This is a genomic window from Bacillus cereus group sp. BfR-BA-01524, from assembly GCF_022662595.1.
Taxonomy (GTDB): Bacteria; Bacillota; Bacilli; order Bacillales; family Bacillaceae_G; genus Bacillus_A; species Bacillus_A thuringiensis_S.
Genome location: NZ_JAKUDW010000062.1, coordinates 15831 through 31593, shown reverse-complemented (window position 1 = coordinate 31593; position 15763 = coordinate 15831). Strand labels below are relative to the sequence as shown.

Below are 15763 nucleotides of genomic sequence, written 5' to 3'. Positions count from 1 at the left end.
AACGATTCGACAAAGAATATCGATTTACCGACAAAAAACGTCACTTCCTTTCTTATATAAGAAAAGGCTGTCCCAAATGGCACAGCCTTTTTCTCTATTCCTGAACCGTCACAATAACCCCATCCATATTGTTCCCGGAAATTTCATACTGCTTGTTTGCTGGAACGTTCACTTTCGTATTCTCAGAAACTTTATAATAAGAAACAGTATATTTCTTACCTTCTACTTCAGTTGAAACCTCTTTTTCCTCTTTTAAAAACTCTAAATATTCCTCTAGTGTAAAATTCTTTTTTTGCATAATTGCGCTATGAGGTAGGCCGACATAACGGATATGCCATGGCTCATATTGAATTCCAGTAATGTTACTTTTATTTTTCGGATAACGTAATACAAAGCCATGCTTCCATACGTTCTCTTCAATCCATTTTCCTTCAGGCGCTTTCTCCATTTTCTTTTGAGTAGACCCAATGTCCAGTGATAATCCTAAATTATGTTCACTGTATCCTGCTGGAAGTGCATAATCAGATCCCATTTTTTCATATAGCTGTTTTTGCTCTTGGAAATCTCTATAACCACTACTAATCAAAAAATGGTTAACACTTTCTTTTCCAGCCGCATCGACAACGTTCAAAAACTTTTTCACAACATCCTTTGATAAACGAAGATTTCTATCAAATATTACATAACCTCTTACTAATTCATTATTATGATTTACATTTATAATATCAGACCTAATACTATCTTTTTTTACTGGATAATCCCTGTTAACTAATAATAAATCGCCCTTATAAATTTGTTCCTTCGTAATCTCTTTCCTCTCAGTGTTTGCCGCCTTTACTAGCTCATCTTTCCCGACAATTTTAACATCGATTTCCTTTTGAAATAACGGTGATATATAAACGCCTACACATACTGTGCATGCTATAAAAAAAGAAATAAATACCCACTTTTTCATTTCTAGTTCCTCCTTAACGTAACTTACGTATAGAATAGAAAAAACTATTAAAATAAAAAGTGGGGTAAAGTTTAAATTTTTATTAAATTGTTACATTCTCGTCTTTTGGCAATCGTACTTCAAATAGCGTTCTAACTACATTGCTCTCAGCAGAAATCGTACCGTTATGTTGCTCGACAATATTTTTCGCAATAAATAGTCCTAGGCCAGTCCCGCCACGGTTCTCAGTTCTTGCTTTATCACCTGTATAGAACATATCAAAAAGATACGGTAAATCTTCTTCCGGAATGCTATCTCCGTAATTCATAATTTGTACGACAACTTCTCCATTATCAACATATCCATTCATATCAACAAATTGCCCATCGTACCCGTAACGAACGGCATTTGTTAATAAGTTTTCAAATACTCTAGCTAACAATTTTCCATCACCGTGCATCGGTAAATGAGGAGCCACGTTTAATCTAGCTTCTAAATGATGTTTTTCTAATAACGGATACAATTCCTCCTCTAACTGTATAAGCAACTCACTTATATCAATCGGCTTTTTATCCAGCTTTAGCATGCCATAATTCATACGTGTAATTTCAAATAGCTCATCAATTAAACTTTCCAGTCTTTGCGATTTTGTATATGCAATTGTGGAGAAATGTTTAATTTGTTCTTTTGTTAAATTTTCATCTTTAAGAATTAAATCTAAATATCCTAACACGGATGTTAACGGTGTTCTTAAATCATGAGCTAAATTCACAACAAGCTGATCTTTACTACTTTCTGCAAAATCTCCTCTTTCAACAGCTTCTTTTAACTTTTCACTTGCAACATTTATTTCACGCGCGATATTTCCAAACTCATCATTTGATGAAACTTGAACTTTATTCGTAAAGTTACCGTTCGCAAGATGATGAATCCCATTAGAAATTTCATCAAAGTATTTTAAATACGGTTTTGTCAAAAAGAAGAAAAAGATAATAGATAACGGAATAAAGAAAATTAAAAAGAAGTTAATGTCTCCAAATTCCCTTACCATTGACCTAAATTGTGCTAAAGGCTCTTCGTAGCGAACCATCGTTTTATAATACAACTGCAATCCTTTATAAATTATATAAGTTACAGTTGCTGCAAGCACCATACTTAACGCAAATAAGGCAATCATTTTAAATCGAAAGCTTTTCATCATATTAGCCATTGAAAGTATAACCTACTCCCCACACTGTTTTTATTAATTTATCCTTTCTTTTATCTTCTCCAAGTTTCTTCCGCAAAGTACGAATATGTACCATTACTGTATTTCCACCTTCATAATAATCATCTGCCCATACGTGCTGAAAAATATTTTCCACATTGTATACTTTCTTCGGATGACTTGCTAATAAATATAGAATATCGAACTCTTTCGGCGTTAATTCAATTTGCTCACCATACACATCAACCGTCCTGCGCTCAGGATTAATTACGACTCCGCCTATTTCTAAAGCAGATTTACTCTCCGCTACTTTCGGGTGATTTAACGTAAAAAACCTACGCAGTTGTGCATTTACACGTGCAACTAATTCTATTGGTGTGAAAGGCTTCGTCATATAATCATCCGCACCTAGTACAAGACCTGTCACCTTATCAAAGTCCGAAGTTTTCGCGCTTAAAAAAATAATCGGCATATGATGTTTCGCGCGAATTTGACGCGTCACCTCATAACCATCCATTTTCGGCATCATAATATCTAAAACTACCAAGTCGATTGGCTTCGTTTCAATAATATGAACTGCCTCTTCCCCATCCGCTGCTTTCACAACATGGTACCCTTCTTTTTCTAAATGTATCTCAATTAAGTCAGCAATTTCCGCCTCATCATCAGCTATTAAAATTGAAATGCGCTTCATTTTACTCCCCCTTTTCATTCCATTTTTATACGCTCGATTGTAAACTAGTCTATCCAATTTGTACAATACAAAAAGGCTACTCGTTAGAGTAACCTTGGTAAATAAAATTATATCAGCGATTTTCCAAATATATCGACCACAACTTGAATTATATCAGCGATTTTTCAATTATATCGACCGTAACTCGAATTATATCAGCGATTATTGAAATATATCGACTTACCGACAATGAACGACAAAATCCTCTCGCTACTTGCGGGTATCCTAATCAAACTTCCATTTACCGTTCAAACACAATCCGCTGCTTCGTGATTTCCGCCAGCCTTCCGCGGTCTACTTCATACTCAGCATCAACGCTTTGCGGCACCATCACTTTCCCGCCCTCAAGCGTCACTTCCGGTGAAATAATATCCCTCTGCCAATGTCTACTAGAAGCAGATATGTCGCCTGGAATCGTAAAGTTAGGTAATGAAGCAAGAGCAACATTTTGCGCTCGTGAAATCCCCATCTCTACCATACCGCCGCACCAAACAGGGATATTATGCTCCATGCAATAATTATGGATTTGAATAGATTCTGTTAGTCCACCCACTCGCCCTGGCTTAATGTTCACAATTTGGCAGCTGCCAAGCGTAATCGCAACGCGCGCGTCTTCTAAACTATGAATACTTTCATCTAAACAAATCGGCGTTTCAATTTTCTTTTGCAACTGTGCATGATCAAGAAAATCGTAATCCGCTAACGGTTGTTCAATCATCATTAATTGGAATTCATCTAGTCGTTTCAGCCTCTCTGTATCCGCTAATGTATACGCTGAATTCGCATCTGCCATTAGTGGGATATGCGGAAACTCTTTACGAATCTCTTTCAATAATTCGTAATCATGTTCTGGCTTTATTTTCACTTTAAAACGCTCGTATCCTTCTTCCACGTACTTCTCGATTTGTTTTAACATAACCGGAATTGTATTGATCCCAATTACAACGCCGACTTCAATCTCAGGACTAGTTCCGCCAAGTACTGTCGCTAGCGATTTCTTTTGACGCTTCGCATATAAATCCCAAACAGCCCCTTCAATTCCCGCCTTTGCCATTCGGTTTCTTTTTATATGCTGGAACAAACATGGCACTTCATTCGGATGTGAAATTTCAGCCTTTAATAAATCAGGTAATAAAAAATCTTGCAGTACATGCAGCGCTGTCTTCACCGTTTCTTCCGTATACCACGGTTCAGAAAATGCAACGACTTCCCCAAATCCGATGTACCCGTCCGTATCCTCCAATTCAATAACGATACTCTCGCGCTTTTCGTAAGTCCCGTAGCTTGCAGCGAACGGGATTACGAGTGGCATTTCCGTTATATGAAGTGTCGCTTTTTTTATCTCCACCTACATCTCCTCCACTAATTGTCTTAGCTCTCGTCTTAACAATTTTTTCGAAGCGTTACGTGGTAATTCCTCTAAGAAACATGCTTTCTTCGGCACTTTATATTTCGCTAATTTCTCCTCACAAAATTGAAGAATTTCTTCTTCTGTTACCGCCCCGCTTTTTACAATAAAAGCAGCTGGTACTTGTCCCCATTTATCGTCAGACATACCGACAACACCTGCTTCCACTATCATCGGATGAGAAAGCAACACTTCTTCAATTTGAGCCGGGTATATATTCTCTCCGCCAGAAATAATTAAATCGCTGCGGCGGTCTAATACGTATAAAAATCCTTCTTCATCTAAATAACCGAGGTCACCAGTATGAAGCCATCCGTTTTGAATTGTCTCACTCGTCGCATCTTCACGGTTAAAATAACCGCCTGTTACGTTCGGCCCTTTTACTACAATTTCACCTTCCGCATGTGGCGGCACTACTACGCCGTCCTTTTCGATGCGAAGTTGGCACTGAAATAGTGGCTTTCCAGCTGATCCTACTTTCGTTAACATGTAATCAGCTGATAACGTACAAATTTGAGACGACGTTTCTGTCATACCGTACGTTTGATACACTGGAATTCCTTTTTCCACACACGTTTCTAATAATGGTTTCGGCGCTGGTCCTCCGCCAAGTAACATGCATCGTAAAGAAGATGGATATGTTCCTTCTCCAAGTCTCTCTAATAAATCAGTTAACATTTTTGAGACGACAGAAATAATCGTTACACCTCTCGTTTGAAGTGCTTTATGAATAAAATCCGCATCATATTTCGGAACGAGTAAAATGCGCATGCCGTACATAATATTTTTCATTAAAAGAGATAGCCCGCCAACGTGGAACATCGGCATACAAGCTAACCAACAATCATCATCACGAAGCCCTAAGTTAAGCGAAGAACCGACTGCGCTTGCCCAATGATTACCGTACGTTAAAATAACGCCTTTCGGTTTCCCTGTTGTCCCAGACGTATAAATAATTGTCATCGCTTCTTCTAAAGAAAATTCCTCTTGTATAGATGCTTCCGCCTTCGGTCCATTCATCACTTCAGCGAATGAATAGACAGGAACATCTTTAGCATCAAAATCTTGATCCGTCACTAAACAAATAACTTTAGCATCATCCATTTGCCAAAGTAGCTCTTCTCTTGAAAGACGCGTATTTAAAAGCACAGCTACTGCACCTACATAAGATAGGGCGTGAATAACTGTAATCATCTCCATACCATTTTTCATCAGAACAGCCACCTTTTGCCCTCGCTTCACTCCAACATACGTAAGGTGTTCACAAACAGATACTACTTTTTCATGTAGCTCCATAAAAGTAACTTTCTCTTCCTCTATTTCAATTGCAGTGCGGTCTGGTGTTAAAAATGCACGCTGCATTAACCAATTTGGCATCGTCTCCATCACTCATTCTCCTTTCATGAAAGAAAGAGACTTGATATGACATCAAGTCTCTTAGTTGTTTTGTTTCCGGTTTGACCTTATCCAGCTGCGCCTCCTAGCCCCTTCCGTCTAAGAACCTTCCGCACGAGAAAGTAAAAAACACTTTCTGTGCGAAAGAACCTTAGCCAACGGGGCTAAACAGTCGGCTTCGCTTTCATCAAGGGAAACGAGGGAATTGACCGAAGTCCGGACTGCGTTTTTCTTTGAACGCGTCACGACCTTCTTTTGCTTCGTCAGTTGTATAGTACAATAACGTTGCATCTCCAGCTAGTTGTTGAATACCAGCTAGACCGTCTGTGTCTGCGTTGAATGCAGCTTTTAGGAAACGAAGTGCCATTGGGCTGTTTGCTAAAATTTCTTGTGCCCATTGTACTGTTTCTGCTTCAAGCTCTTCTAATGGTACTACTGTGTTTACTAAGCCCATATCAAGCGCTTCTTGTGCATTGTATTGACGGCATAGGTACCAAATTTCACGAGCTTTCTTGTGGCCTACCATACGAGCTAGGTAACCAGCTCCGTACCCACCGTCAAAGCTTCCTACTTTAGGACCTGTTTGTCCGAATACAGCGTTGTCTGCAGCGATTGTTAAATCACATACGATATGAAGTACGTGTCCACCACCGATTGCATAACCTGCTACCATTGCGATAACTGGTTTAGGAATTGCGCGAATTAGACGTTGTAAGTCTAATACGTTTAAACGAGGGATTTGGTCGTCACCTACATATCCACCATGACCGCGAACCTTTTGGTCGCCGCCAGAACAGAATGCACGTCCACCTTCACCTGTTAAAATGATAACGCCAACATTTGCATCATCACGAGCGTGTGCAAAAGCGTTGATTAACTCCATTACCGTTTTAGGACGAAATGCGTTATGTACTTCAGGACGGTTAATCGAAATCTTTGCGATACCATTGTATGTTGAATAAATAATATCTTCGTAATTGCCTTCTTTTACCCATTCAATAGCCATTACAACTACCTCCTTGTATATTTCTGATCTCATCTATAAGTGTGACTTCCTTCTTGCTGAAAAAAGCATCACTGCATAGTTTTTAGAAATCCCTTTACTATTGTATCAAACTTTTCCGGTTGTTCCACATGAATTGCATGGCCAGCACCATGAATTTTGACAATTTTCGCATCAGACACGCATTTTTCGATGTTTTTTAATATGCGAAAGAACTTTTCGTCATACTCCCCGTTCATTAAAAGAACAGGCATTTTTAAGTTTTGCAGCTCGTCCCACCATGAAGACTGAGCCCCCGTTCCCATGCCGCGCAAGCTATTTGCAAGTCCTTTTGGATTGTTAGCAAGTCGTTCTTTTCGCACCGCTTCTTGTGCATTTTTTGCTAAATTTTTTTGCGTTTCAAACAGCGGAATATTTTCCCACATCGATACAAAACTATTGATGCCTTCTCGCTCAATTTTATGAGCAAGTCGCTCATCTTTTTCACGACGTTCTTTTCTATCCTCTTCACTTTTGAGCCCAGCTGTACAATTTTCTAATACAAGGGAATGTACATACTCCGGATATAAACATGCCATCGTAATCGCCAGTCTACCGCCCATTGAATAGCCAAGTATGTGTGCTTTTTCAATATGAAGATAATCCAGTAGCTCTTTCATTTGCAATGCTACATTTCGAATATCATAATGCATTACATCTTCAGGACTTTCCGTTTTTCCATGCCCAACAATGTCTACTAAAATGACTTGAAATTGCTCGCTCCACGAAGGAACGAAAGAACGCCACGTTTCCATGCTTCCCGTAAAACCATGAAGAAGTAGAAGTGGTTCTCCGCTTCCAACTACTTCATATTCATACGATACACCTTGCAGCGTTACGTTCATTTTGATTCACCTTGCAAAGATGTAGTAATTACGTCCATCGTTTTTGCCCATAATGTACGGTGCAACGTTAAGTTTTCATCACGGTTTGTACAAATTTCCACAACGTGTAAACCTTTTGCAGTCGTTCCTTTTTGTACCTCTTCTCGGAAGTTTTCCCAACCATTTACACGGCTAAATGAACCACCGTACATTTTGACAACATGCTCATAATCAAGGCCAATTGGTGTTCCAAATAATGATTCGAAATGTTCCTTTTTCTCATATTGCGGTAAGAATGAGAAAATCCCCCCGCCGTCATTATTTACAACGACAATTGTTATGTTTAATTCATGTAATTTCGCTGCTAACAGTCCATTTAAATCATGATAAAACGATAAATCACCGATAACTAATACGAGCGGATTACAAATAATACTCGCTCCTAAAGCTGTCGAAATAATTCCATCAATACCATTTACACCACGATTTGCCATCACTTGAATGTTTTTATCCGATTTGAAGAAGAATGAATCTGTATCACGAATTGGCATACTATTGCTCGCAAATAATGTTGCTCCTTCTGGTAATACGCGTACAATATCCGTAATAACCTTTCCTTCAAATGCAGTATCATATGTTTCTATTTCACGAAGCGTTTCCTTCGTTTTTTCGTTTATATGTTGCCACATTACGAACCAATCATTCTTTTTCATAACTGGCATTTTTTCTATTACTGCCTTGCAGAATTCAATGTCACTTGCTTGCACAACTTCTGTCGCAACAAGAGCTGGATCTCTCCATTGTCCTGATTCATCGACAACGATATGAACTGCTTTCGTTTGTTTTTTTATGAACTGCGTTAATGATTTCGAAACAGGCATACCACCAAAGCGAATTAAAACGTCCGGTTTCCACGTTTCTTTTAACTGTTCATTTCGTAAAAATGTATCGTAACAGTCAATTACCATCGTTTTATCGTGGTGTCCGCTACGAATATTAGAAAGTGGGTCTGCTAATATAGGATAGCCAGTTTTTTCAGCCAGTTCTGTGGCAAACATTGCAATTTCCGAATGACTATCATCACCACAAATAATAAGCCCCTTTTCCATATGTGAAAGGCGCCCTACAAGAGAATCTACATATTCACTCGGCATCGTCACGTTTCCTTGCTGAACTACTCCTGTATATTCACTACGTCCTTTATCCCATAAGCTTTCTAGTGAGAAATCAGGGATAAGTGGTTCGCGAACTGGAAAATTAAGGTGAACAGGACCCTGCGGCGCTAAACAAGCACTTGCTACTATGCGCTGCGTCGTCATACGAGCGTAATGATACATCATTTCACTCGCTTCTGGCAGTGCCATCTCTGTAAATTGCTTCACAAAAGTACCGTATAAATTAAATTGATTCATTGCTTGTGGTGCACCTACATCTCTTAATTCATGCGGTCTATCCGCTGTTAAGACGATAAGCGGGACCCTTGAATGAAAAGCTTCACATACAGCTGGATAGTAATTAGCTGCTGCTGTTCCTGACGTACACAATAATGCTACTGGGCGTTTCTTCGCTTTCGCAATACCGAGCGCGAAAAATCCTGCTGATCTTTCATCTACATGTAAATATGTGTTCATTCCTTCATGTTGTTCCATTAGTAAAGCAATCGGCGTTGACCGTGAGCCTGGACTAATGACAACATCACATACATCTAGACGCGTCAGTTCATCCACGAACGCGCCTAAATAATATGATAATGCTTCTATATGATTGTTCATTTCATTAATTCCTCCAAAGCACCAAGCATCGGTCTAAACTTCAAACTTGTTTCTTCATATTCAAGCTGCGGGATTGAATCAATTACAATACCACAACCGGCAAATAAGGATGCTTTCTCGCCGTTTAATAATCCGCAGCGCAGTGCAACCGCAAATTCACCATTTCCTTCATCATCTATCCAGCCAATCGGTGCACCATACAATCCTCTGTCTAACAATTCAACATCACGAATCAGTTTCATCGCTGCCAAACGAGGTGTCCCGCCAAGAGCTGGTGTTGGATGTAATTCTTCTACCATTGTTAAAAGACTCGCACCGCCTTTTGCTTCTACAGGCGTATATAAGTGAATTAAGTTTTTCGTTGTTAATAAGCCTGGGCTTTCCGGAATATTAACGTATTCGCAATGTTCATTTAGTACGGAGCGAATCATGTTAACAACATAACCATGTTCAGCTAAATTCTTTTCATCATGAAGAAGCTCATTACTATTTCGTTCACTGTCTTCTATAGAATGACCATGACCGATTGAACCAGCAAGACACATCGATGTAAATTTTTCATCCTCTTTGCGAATTAATCGTTCTGGTGTCGCTCCTAAGAAGCATGCTCCTTTATAATCAAAAGAAAATACGTAACAATCTGGTTGACCAATGCGAAGTGCTTCTAAAACAAGAGCGGAATCAATAGAATGATTCATCTCTACTTTTAGTTCTCTCGCCAATACAACCTTCTGTACGTTACCCTGCTTCATCTCATCTTGTACTTTTTCAATTGCTTTCATCCAGCCTTTCGGATCCACTTCTACTTTAGAAATAACAGTTAATTTCGATCCGTTTAGCGCACATTTACTCTCTCCCAAAATTTTCTCTTCTAAAGAAATCATTTCGTTATAAAGAGTTTCTGCACAATCTGTTGCTGAAACAAATGTATTCATCGTTAACCATGCTTTTTCATTTTTTACAGTTAATAAAAATGCTGGTAGTGAAAATGTCGTATCCTTAAATTCTTTCCATAGGTCCGTTTTCTCTTTTTCTGGATCAAATGAAAAACCACCAAATAAAAGCGGACCCGTTCCAAATTCATATTCATCTCTTTGGAGAAATGCATTCTCTTTTACTTTCTCCCACTCGTCACGAGCAGTTTGAAAGCGCTTATGAGAAGAATTTGCTATAGTGAAAACAGAGCCAATTCCTGCCAATATTACATGCTGAGCCGGGTCTGCAAAATAACATCTATTTTCGAATGAAATCCTCTTTCCTGCTGCATAGAACAGAAGCGGATCCACCCAGTCTATTTGTTTTACAAAACTAACCAATGTTTTTTCGTTAGTTGCACGCTTTATGGCTGCAATAAGAACTTCTTGCAAGCCTTTTTGTTTCGTTTGAATCACAATTGTCTCCCCCCTATGGGCGAAAAATAGTCATAATTACGCTTGATTTTAAGATACACCTCAAACGAAAGGCCTGTCAACGTTTAGCATTTCTGAGAAATTCACCTTCTCTTCCTAGAAAATAAACGTTGACACTAAATGATGCTTTTTCTACACTTAGTTTTGTACAATATGTGACCAAAGGAGGATTCAACATGGAAATGAACGTCAAAACGAATTCCTCTCCTACGGCGCCAAAGCCAAGTAAGCAAACAGGCTGGCGCATCTGGTGGAGTTTACTACGTCCCCATACATTAACAGCCGCTTTCGTTCCTGTTTTCATCGGAACAGCATATTCGATGCAGGTCGGAGGTATAAATCAAATACATCTTCCTCTTTTCCTTATGATGCTTCTTGCTTGTCTTCTCATTCAAGCAGCAACAAACATGTTTAATGAATACTTTGATTATAAAAGAGGACTCGATCACGAAGGTTCAGTTGGTATCGGCGGCGCTATCGTTCGCGATGGCATTCAGCCAAAAACAGTGCTTAACTTAGCATTTGGATTTTTCGGCATCGCAATACTATTAGGTGTTTATATTTGTATAAATTCTAGCTGGTGGCTTGCTGCAATCGGTCTTGTTTGTATGGCCGTTGCTTACCTTTATACAGGTGGCCCACTTCCAATTGCATATACACCATTTGGGGAATTGACAGCCGGATTATTTATGGGTGTCATTATTATTGGGATTTCATTCTTTATTCAAACTGGCACTATAACATCAGAAGTCATTTTACTATCTATTCCAAGCTCCATTTTAATTGGTGCCATTTTACTAGCTAATAATATTCGTGACTTGGATGGCGATAAAGAAAACGGTCGTAAAACGTTAGCAATTCTCGTTGGACGTGAAAGAGCTGTTGGTGTACTTGCTTCGATGTTCATCGTTTCCTACATTTGGACAATTGCTTTAATTATCGTGGGCATCGTATCACCATGGATGCTTATCGTATTTTTAAGTGCACCGAAAGCATTTAAAGCGACAAAAGGCTTTATCGGCAAAAGCATTCCAATGGAAATGGTACCTGCGATGATTGCAACAGCAAAAACAAATACAATCTTCGGTTTCCTAATGGGAATCGGATTATTACTTGGATACTTTCTATAAAAGGAGCTGCTTATGCGGCTCCTTTTTCATATCTGAAATTCATCTCATAATTCCTACTCTCAACGCTCATACTATGTAAAGAAACTGAATTGTAGGAAGGTGGACGACTATGTTAACTCCACAACAAATAGGTCAATTTAAATCCATTTTAGAAAAACAAAAACAAGAACTGGAACAAACGATACAGACTCATGAAAATACAGATCGTGCTTCTGAACGTGATTCAGTAGGAGAACTGTCTAGCTATGACAACCATCCAGGTGATATGGCTACAGAATTATACGAACGAGAAAAGGATTTCGGACTCATCGAATTTTGGCATAAACAACTAGATGATACAAAACATGCTCTGCAAAAAATTGAAGCTGGTACGTACGGCATTTGTGAAGTATCTGGCGTGGAGATTCCATTCGAAAGATTAGAAGCAATGCCTACTGCTACAACATGCGTTCAGCACGCGACAAATAAATTAAATATGGATACGCGTCCAGTTGAAGAAGAAGTATTGTCCCCTTCTTTCCGTAAGCACGATGAAGACTATTCTGTCGAGTATGACGCGGAAGATGCATGGCAAGACGTCGCAAATTACGGAACGTCTGAAACACCGTCTGATTTAGAAAGACAAGATTCAAAAAACTATAATGGCATGTATATAAATAGCGAGGAAAATGTAGGATACGTAGAGGATTTCGAAAACTTCATCGGCACGGATATGTACGGGAAAAATCCACAAGTTTTCGCCACAGAGGAACATGAAGAATATGAACAAATGCTTGATGACTTTGAAGAGCGTACCTTTAAGGGCGAATTATCTTCAAATGAATCTAGTTCCAAAGAATAAAAAAAAGCATTCCGAAAATCGGAATGCTTTTTATCGCTAGCTAATTAGTTTTTTGTAACGTTAGCTGCTTGTGGTCCGCGGTTTCCTTCAACGATTTCGAAAGAAACTTCTTGACCTTCTTCTAAAGTTTTGAAGCCGTCGCCTTGGATAGCTGAGAAATGTACGAATACGTCTTCTCCGCCTTCAACTTCGATGAAGCCAAAACCTTTTTCGCCGTTAAACCATTTAACTTTACCTGTTTGCATGTCATGTACCTCCTAAATAAAAATGAAACTATGAATCCACATGAAAAGGTGGATATAAAGGACATGAATGTATAACAAGCTTACAGCCTTTAATACAACGTGCTTTATTTCCGTACCACATTATGTAGCTCAATAGTGCTTTCACTATATCATGCTATATCGAAAACGTCAAATGAGAACACTTTCATTACATCATTTTTTATAATCCTAGTATAACCTTAAATTTTCATTCTATTTTTATTCAAAAATTAACAAAAATACAGTACTCTAATTCTTTTAACTTCTGTACAATATAATTACTACATATTTATGAGGTGAAAAAATGCAAGCACATGAAATCGAGTATAAGTTATATGGCGATGATATGCAGTTTGTTGAAATTGAATTAGATCCAAAAGAAAGCGTTATCGCAGAAGCTGGCGCAATGATGATGATGGAAGATTACATTGAAATGGAAACAATCTTTGGTGACGGTTCTGGCCCATCTAACGGTTTATTCGGCAAATTAATGGGCGCTGGTAAACGTCTCGTTACAGGCGAAAGTATGTTTATGACTGTATTTACAAATACAGGTCACGGCAAACGCCACGTCTCATTTGCTGCTCCTTATCCTGGTAAAATTATTCCTGTAGATTTAACAGAATATCAAGGAAAAATAGTTTGTCAAAAAGATGCCTTTCTTTGTGCCGCAAAAGGGGTTTCTATCGGAATTGAATTTACGAAAAAAATAGGAACTGGTTTCTTCGGCGGTGAAGGTTTTATCATGCAGAAACTTGAAGGTGACGGCCTTGCTTTCATGCACGCAGGCGGAACTGTATATAAACGTGAATTAAAACCTGGTGAGAAACTTCGCATTGATACAGGTTGTCTCGTTGCCATGACAAAAGATATTAACTATGATATCGAGTTCGTTGGAAAAGTAAAAACAGCTCTATTTGGCGGTGAGGGTTTATTCTTCGCAACATTAGAAGGTCCTGGAACAGTTTGGATTCAGTCCTTAACACTTAGCCGATTAGCAGCACGCCTTACAAGCCCAGCAGCGCAAAGTACTGGTGAAGGTAGTGTATTAGGTGGACTTGGTCGTTTATTGGATGGGAAAGAGTAAAAAGGGCCCTTATGCGGGCATAGCCATCGACTAATAAAATACTACAATTAAAACACCCTTGCTTGCAGTAATGCAGTGAAAGGGTGTTTTAATTTACGTCTACAAACGAGAAAAAGCAGATGAAATAAAGTAATAAGGTTTACTTCAGTAAAATAAGGTATATTATATTTGTTGAATAGATTCTCTTTAAAGACAAGAAAAGTAGGTGAACAAAGTGGGAAAATATCAATTGGATTCCAAAAGTCAGGTAGCTGTGGCAAAGTTTCATGAAAAACAGAAGCCTGCCAAATTTGATAAAAAGCAGCAACTTGAACAATTGCGTGCGGAGTATTTGAAAAAAAAGCAAAAACAAACAGATAAATAATACGTTTCGTTTCCCGAAATTTTCGGTATATAATGCGAACAAACAAAAGAAAATAGGTAATTCATCGTTCAAATATATACAGGCTATTTTTTCAAACCTCTTACTTATGTAACTAACGCATGCGTTAGTTCATTAAGAATAACTAAAAAAGTCGATTCCTTAAGATGGAAAAGAGTAAACAGTGCCCTTATCAGGCACTGTTTTATTTTGACATTATTCGTCGATAAGTCTATATAATTCCCTCCACTGATTTAGATAAGCAATACAAGCTACTTCCCTCCTCCAAAAGCATGAATCAAGTTCCTCACTGCATATATTAAACTATACCTTTTCTTAAGGAGGGCTTCCTTAATGCGTACTCCTTTATCCTTTGATAAAGACACTGCCATACTGTTAGCTTCTTGTTGTGAGTTAACGTATGAACAATATAAACAAAATGGTATTTTCGAAATACCAGATGGTTTTCAATATGTACAAGGTTTTCAAGGAAAGGCCATTCAAACAACAGAATGGTTCGGGTTTATATTAGAATCTGAGGATACAATTATCGTTGCCTTTAGGGGCACTCAAACAGACCCAGATTGGATTATTGACTCTCTCGTCAATCAAAAACCTTATCCTTATGCTTTAAATGGCGGAAATGTCCATCACGGATTTCTCTCTATTTATGAGTCTTGCCGTGATTCTATTATGGATATGCTCGTATCATTGCCAGCACATAAAAAACTGCTAGCTACTGGGCATAGTCTAGGTGGCGCGCTTGCCACATTACACATATTAGATGCGCGTATAAATACTGCCTTCGCGCAATATGGACTTTATACATTTGCTTCTCCAAAAGTAGGAGATATCGCTTTTCGAAATTATTATAAACTACAAGTAGCTAGTAGTTTTCGTTTCGTCAACTTGTTCGATGTCGTTCCACTTCTCCCTCCCCGAAACATAAATTTCAATGATCATGATTGGGAGTATGCACACGTTCATCACAATATGACATTTACAAAAAACACAAAATCCATTACAAATAATCATTCCATTACAACATACAAAACATGTCTGACTTCTCATTTTTAACCAGTAAACAATTGGAAATAAAATATTCGTATACTATAATACTCTATGAAGTTATTTTTGGATGAGGGGACCTTACATGTTAAAATTTATCTTCACACTTTTTCTTATTGTAATTTTTACGGTCACAGGTTTCTTTACATTTTCATACTTTGCGACAGGAGAGTATGATGGGGCAGGTATCATATATACCACTGTTCCATTTCTTTCTTAAGCAAAATAAATAAAACGAGCTTAATTTTATTAAGCCCGTTTTATTTATTAATATCCATTTTTGTTGGTA

The 15763-nt window shown here is 38.3% G+C and carries 16 protein-coding genes; 6 read left to right on the top strand and 10 right to left on the bottom strand.

What is annotated here, in order from left to right; genetic code table 11:
• Positions 1-94 precede the first annotated feature (94 nt).
• From MR170_RS20640 to MR170_RS20600, 9 genes are all read right to left on the bottom strand, one after another.
• A complete protein-coding gene (locus tag MR170_RS20640) occupies positions 95-955 on the bottom strand; it encodes a M15 family metallopeptidase (protein WP_242309067.1) in 861 nt (286 codons plus the stop codon).
• A gap of 82 nt (positions 956-1037) precedes the next feature.
• Entirely contained in the window at positions 1038-2144 is a 1107-nt protein-coding gene (locus tag MR170_RS20635) for a sensor histidine kinase (protein WP_000002599.1), read from the bottom strand.
• Positions 2137-2835 carry a response regulator transcription factor gene (locus MR170_RS20630; protein ID WP_048564352.1) on the bottom strand — a complete coding sequence of 233 codons (699 nt, stop codon included), beginning with the start codon at positions 2833-2835 and terminating at the stop codon, positions 2137-2139. The genes MR170_RS20635 and MR170_RS20630 overlap by 8 nt, the downstream gene beginning before the upstream one ends.
• Before the next feature lie 280 nt (positions 2836-3115).
• Entirely contained in the window at positions 3116-4222 is a 1107-nt protein-coding gene (menC, locus tag MR170_RS20625) for an o-succinylbenzoate synthase (RefSeq protein ID WP_242309066.1), read from the bottom strand.
• Positions 4223-5668, bottom strand: coding sequence for an o-succinylbenzoate--CoA ligase (locus MR170_RS20620; RefSeq protein WP_242309065.1), 1446 nt, complete (start codon positions 5666-5668; stop codon positions 4223-4225). It lies immediately after the preceding gene.
• A 196-nt stretch (positions 5669-5864) separates the two neighbouring features.
• Positions 5865-6683: a 1,4-dihydroxy-2-naphthoyl-CoA synthase gene (gene menB / locus MR170_RS20615; protein ID WP_016079909.1), complete on the bottom strand. Its 819-nt coding sequence runs from the start codon at positions 6681-6683 to the stop codon at positions 5865-5867.
• Positions 6684-6751: 68 nt separating this feature from the next.
• Positions 6752-7564, bottom strand: coding sequence for a 2-succinyl-6-hydroxy-2,4-cyclohexadiene-1-carboxylate synthase (gene menH, locus MR170_RS20610; RefSeq protein ID WP_242309064.1), 813 nt, complete (start codon positions 7562-7564; stop codon positions 6752-6754).
• Entirely contained in the window at positions 7561-9315 is a 1755-nt protein-coding gene (menD, locus tag MR170_RS20605; RefSeq protein WP_105433992.1) for a 2-succinyl-5-enolpyruvyl-6-hydroxy-3-cyclohexene-1-carboxylic-acid synthase, read from the bottom strand. The genes menH and menD overlap by 4 nt, the downstream gene beginning before the upstream one ends.
• The gene (locus MR170_RS20600) at positions 9312-10706 is read right to left on the bottom strand and encodes an isochorismate synthase (RefSeq protein WP_242309063.1); all 1395 of its coding nucleotides are present in this window, start codon (positions 10704-10706) and stop codon (positions 9312-9314) included. Before MR170_RS20600 ends, menD begins: the two co-directional genes overlap by 4 nt.
• A gap of 194 nt (positions 10707-10900) precedes the next feature.
• Between MR170_RS20600 and MR170_RS20595 the strand changes: the two genes are divergently transcribed.
• Entirely contained in the window at positions 10901-11854 is a 954-nt protein-coding gene (locus tag MR170_RS20595) for a 1,4-dihydroxy-2-naphthoate polyprenyltransferase (RefSeq protein ID WP_242309062.1), read from the top strand.
• A gap of 109 nt (positions 11855-11963) precedes the next feature.
• Positions 11964-12695 (top strand): yteA family sporulation protein, encoded by a 732-nt coding sequence (locus tag MR170_RS20590; RefSeq protein WP_242309061.1) that lies wholly within the window; start codon positions 11964-11966, stop codon positions 12693-12695.
• 44 nt (positions 12696-12739) lie between these two features.
• Here MR170_RS20590 and cspD read toward each other — a convergent pair whose 3' ends face one another.
• Positions 12740-12940 carry a cold-shock protein CspD gene (gene cspD, locus MR170_RS20585; RefSeq protein ID WP_001193052.1) on the bottom strand — a complete coding sequence of 67 codons (201 nt, stop codon included), beginning with the start codon at positions 12938-12940 and terminating at the stop codon, positions 12740-12742.
• Between the two features lie 322 nt (positions 12941-13262).
• Here cspD and MR170_RS20580 point away from each other — a divergent pair, with 322 nt between their 5' ends.
• From MR170_RS20580 to MR170_RS32275, 4 genes are all read left to right on the top strand, one after another.
• On the top strand, positions 13263-14045 hold the full coding sequence (locus MR170_RS20580; protein WP_043935179.1) for a TIGR00266 family protein: 783 nt from the start codon (positions 13263-13265) through the stop codon (positions 14043-14045).
• A gap of 214 nt (positions 14046-14259) precedes the next feature.
• On the top strand, positions 14260-14409 hold the full coding sequence (locus tag MR170_RS20575) for a hypothetical protein (RefSeq protein ID WP_000521642.1): 150 nt from the start codon (positions 14260-14262) through the stop codon (positions 14407-14409).
• A 351-nt stretch (positions 14410-14760) separates the two neighbouring features.
• Entirely contained in the window at positions 14761-15483 is a 723-nt protein-coding gene (locus tag MR170_RS20570; RefSeq protein ID WP_043935178.1) for a lipase family protein, read from the top strand.
• A 76-nt stretch (positions 15484-15559) separates the two neighbouring features.
• On the top strand, positions 15560-15694 hold the full coding sequence (locus MR170_RS32275) for a hypothetical protein (RefSeq protein ID WP_016079902.1): 135 nt from the start codon (positions 15560-15562) through the stop codon (positions 15692-15694).
• Positions 15695-15763 lie beyond the last annotated feature (69 nt).

Bases quoted from the DNA above. Each gene is read 5' to 3' on its own strand.
- MR170_RS20640 (WP_242309067.1), bottom strand. From the start codon at position 955: ATGAAAAAGTGGGTATTTATTTCTTTTTTTATAGCATGCACAGTATGT.
- MR170_RS20635 (WP_000002599.1), bottom strand. From the start codon at position 2,144: ATGGCTAATATGATGAAAAGCTTTCGATTTAAAATGATTGCCTTATTT.
- MR170_RS20630 (WP_048564352.1), bottom strand. From the start codon at position 2,835: ATGAAGCGCATTTCAATTTTAATAGCTGATGATGAGGCGGAAATTGCT.
- MR170_RS20620 (WP_242309065.1), bottom strand. From the start codon at position 5,668: ATGGAGACGATGCCAAATTGGTTAATGCAGCGTGCATTTTTAACACCA.
- menB (WP_016079909.1), bottom strand. From the start codon at position 6,683: ATGGCTATTGAATGGGTAAAAGAAGGCAATTACGAAGATATTATTTAT.
- menH (WP_242309064.1), bottom strand. From the start codon at position 7,564: ATGAACGTAACGCTGCAAGGTGTATCGTATGAATATGAAGTAGTTGGA.
- menD (WP_105433992.1), bottom strand. From the start codon at position 9,315: ATGAACAATCATATAGAAGCATTATCATATTATTTAGGCGCGTTCGTG.
- MR170_RS20595 (WP_242309062.1), top strand. From the start codon at position 10,901: ATGGAAATGAACGTCAAAACGAATTCCTCTCCTACGGCGCCAAAGCCA.
- MR170_RS20590 (WP_242309061.1), top strand. From the start codon at position 11,964: ATGTTAACTCCACAACAAATAGGTCAATTTAAATCCATTTTAGAAAAA.
- cspD (WP_001193052.1), bottom strand. From the start codon at position 12,940: ATGCAAACAGGTAAAGTTAAATGGTTTAACGGCGAAAAAGGTTTTGGC.
- MR170_RS20580 (WP_043935179.1), top strand. From the start codon at position 13,263: ATGCAAGCACATGAAATCGAGTATAAGTTATATGGCGATGATATGCAG.
- MR170_RS20570 (WP_043935178.1), top strand. From the start codon at position 14,761: ATGCGTACTCCTTTATCCTTTGATAAAGACACTGCCATACTGTTAGCT.
- MR170_RS32275 (WP_016079902.1), top strand. From the start codon at position 15,560: ATGTTAAAATTTATCTTCACACTTTTTCTTATTGTAATTTTTACGGTC.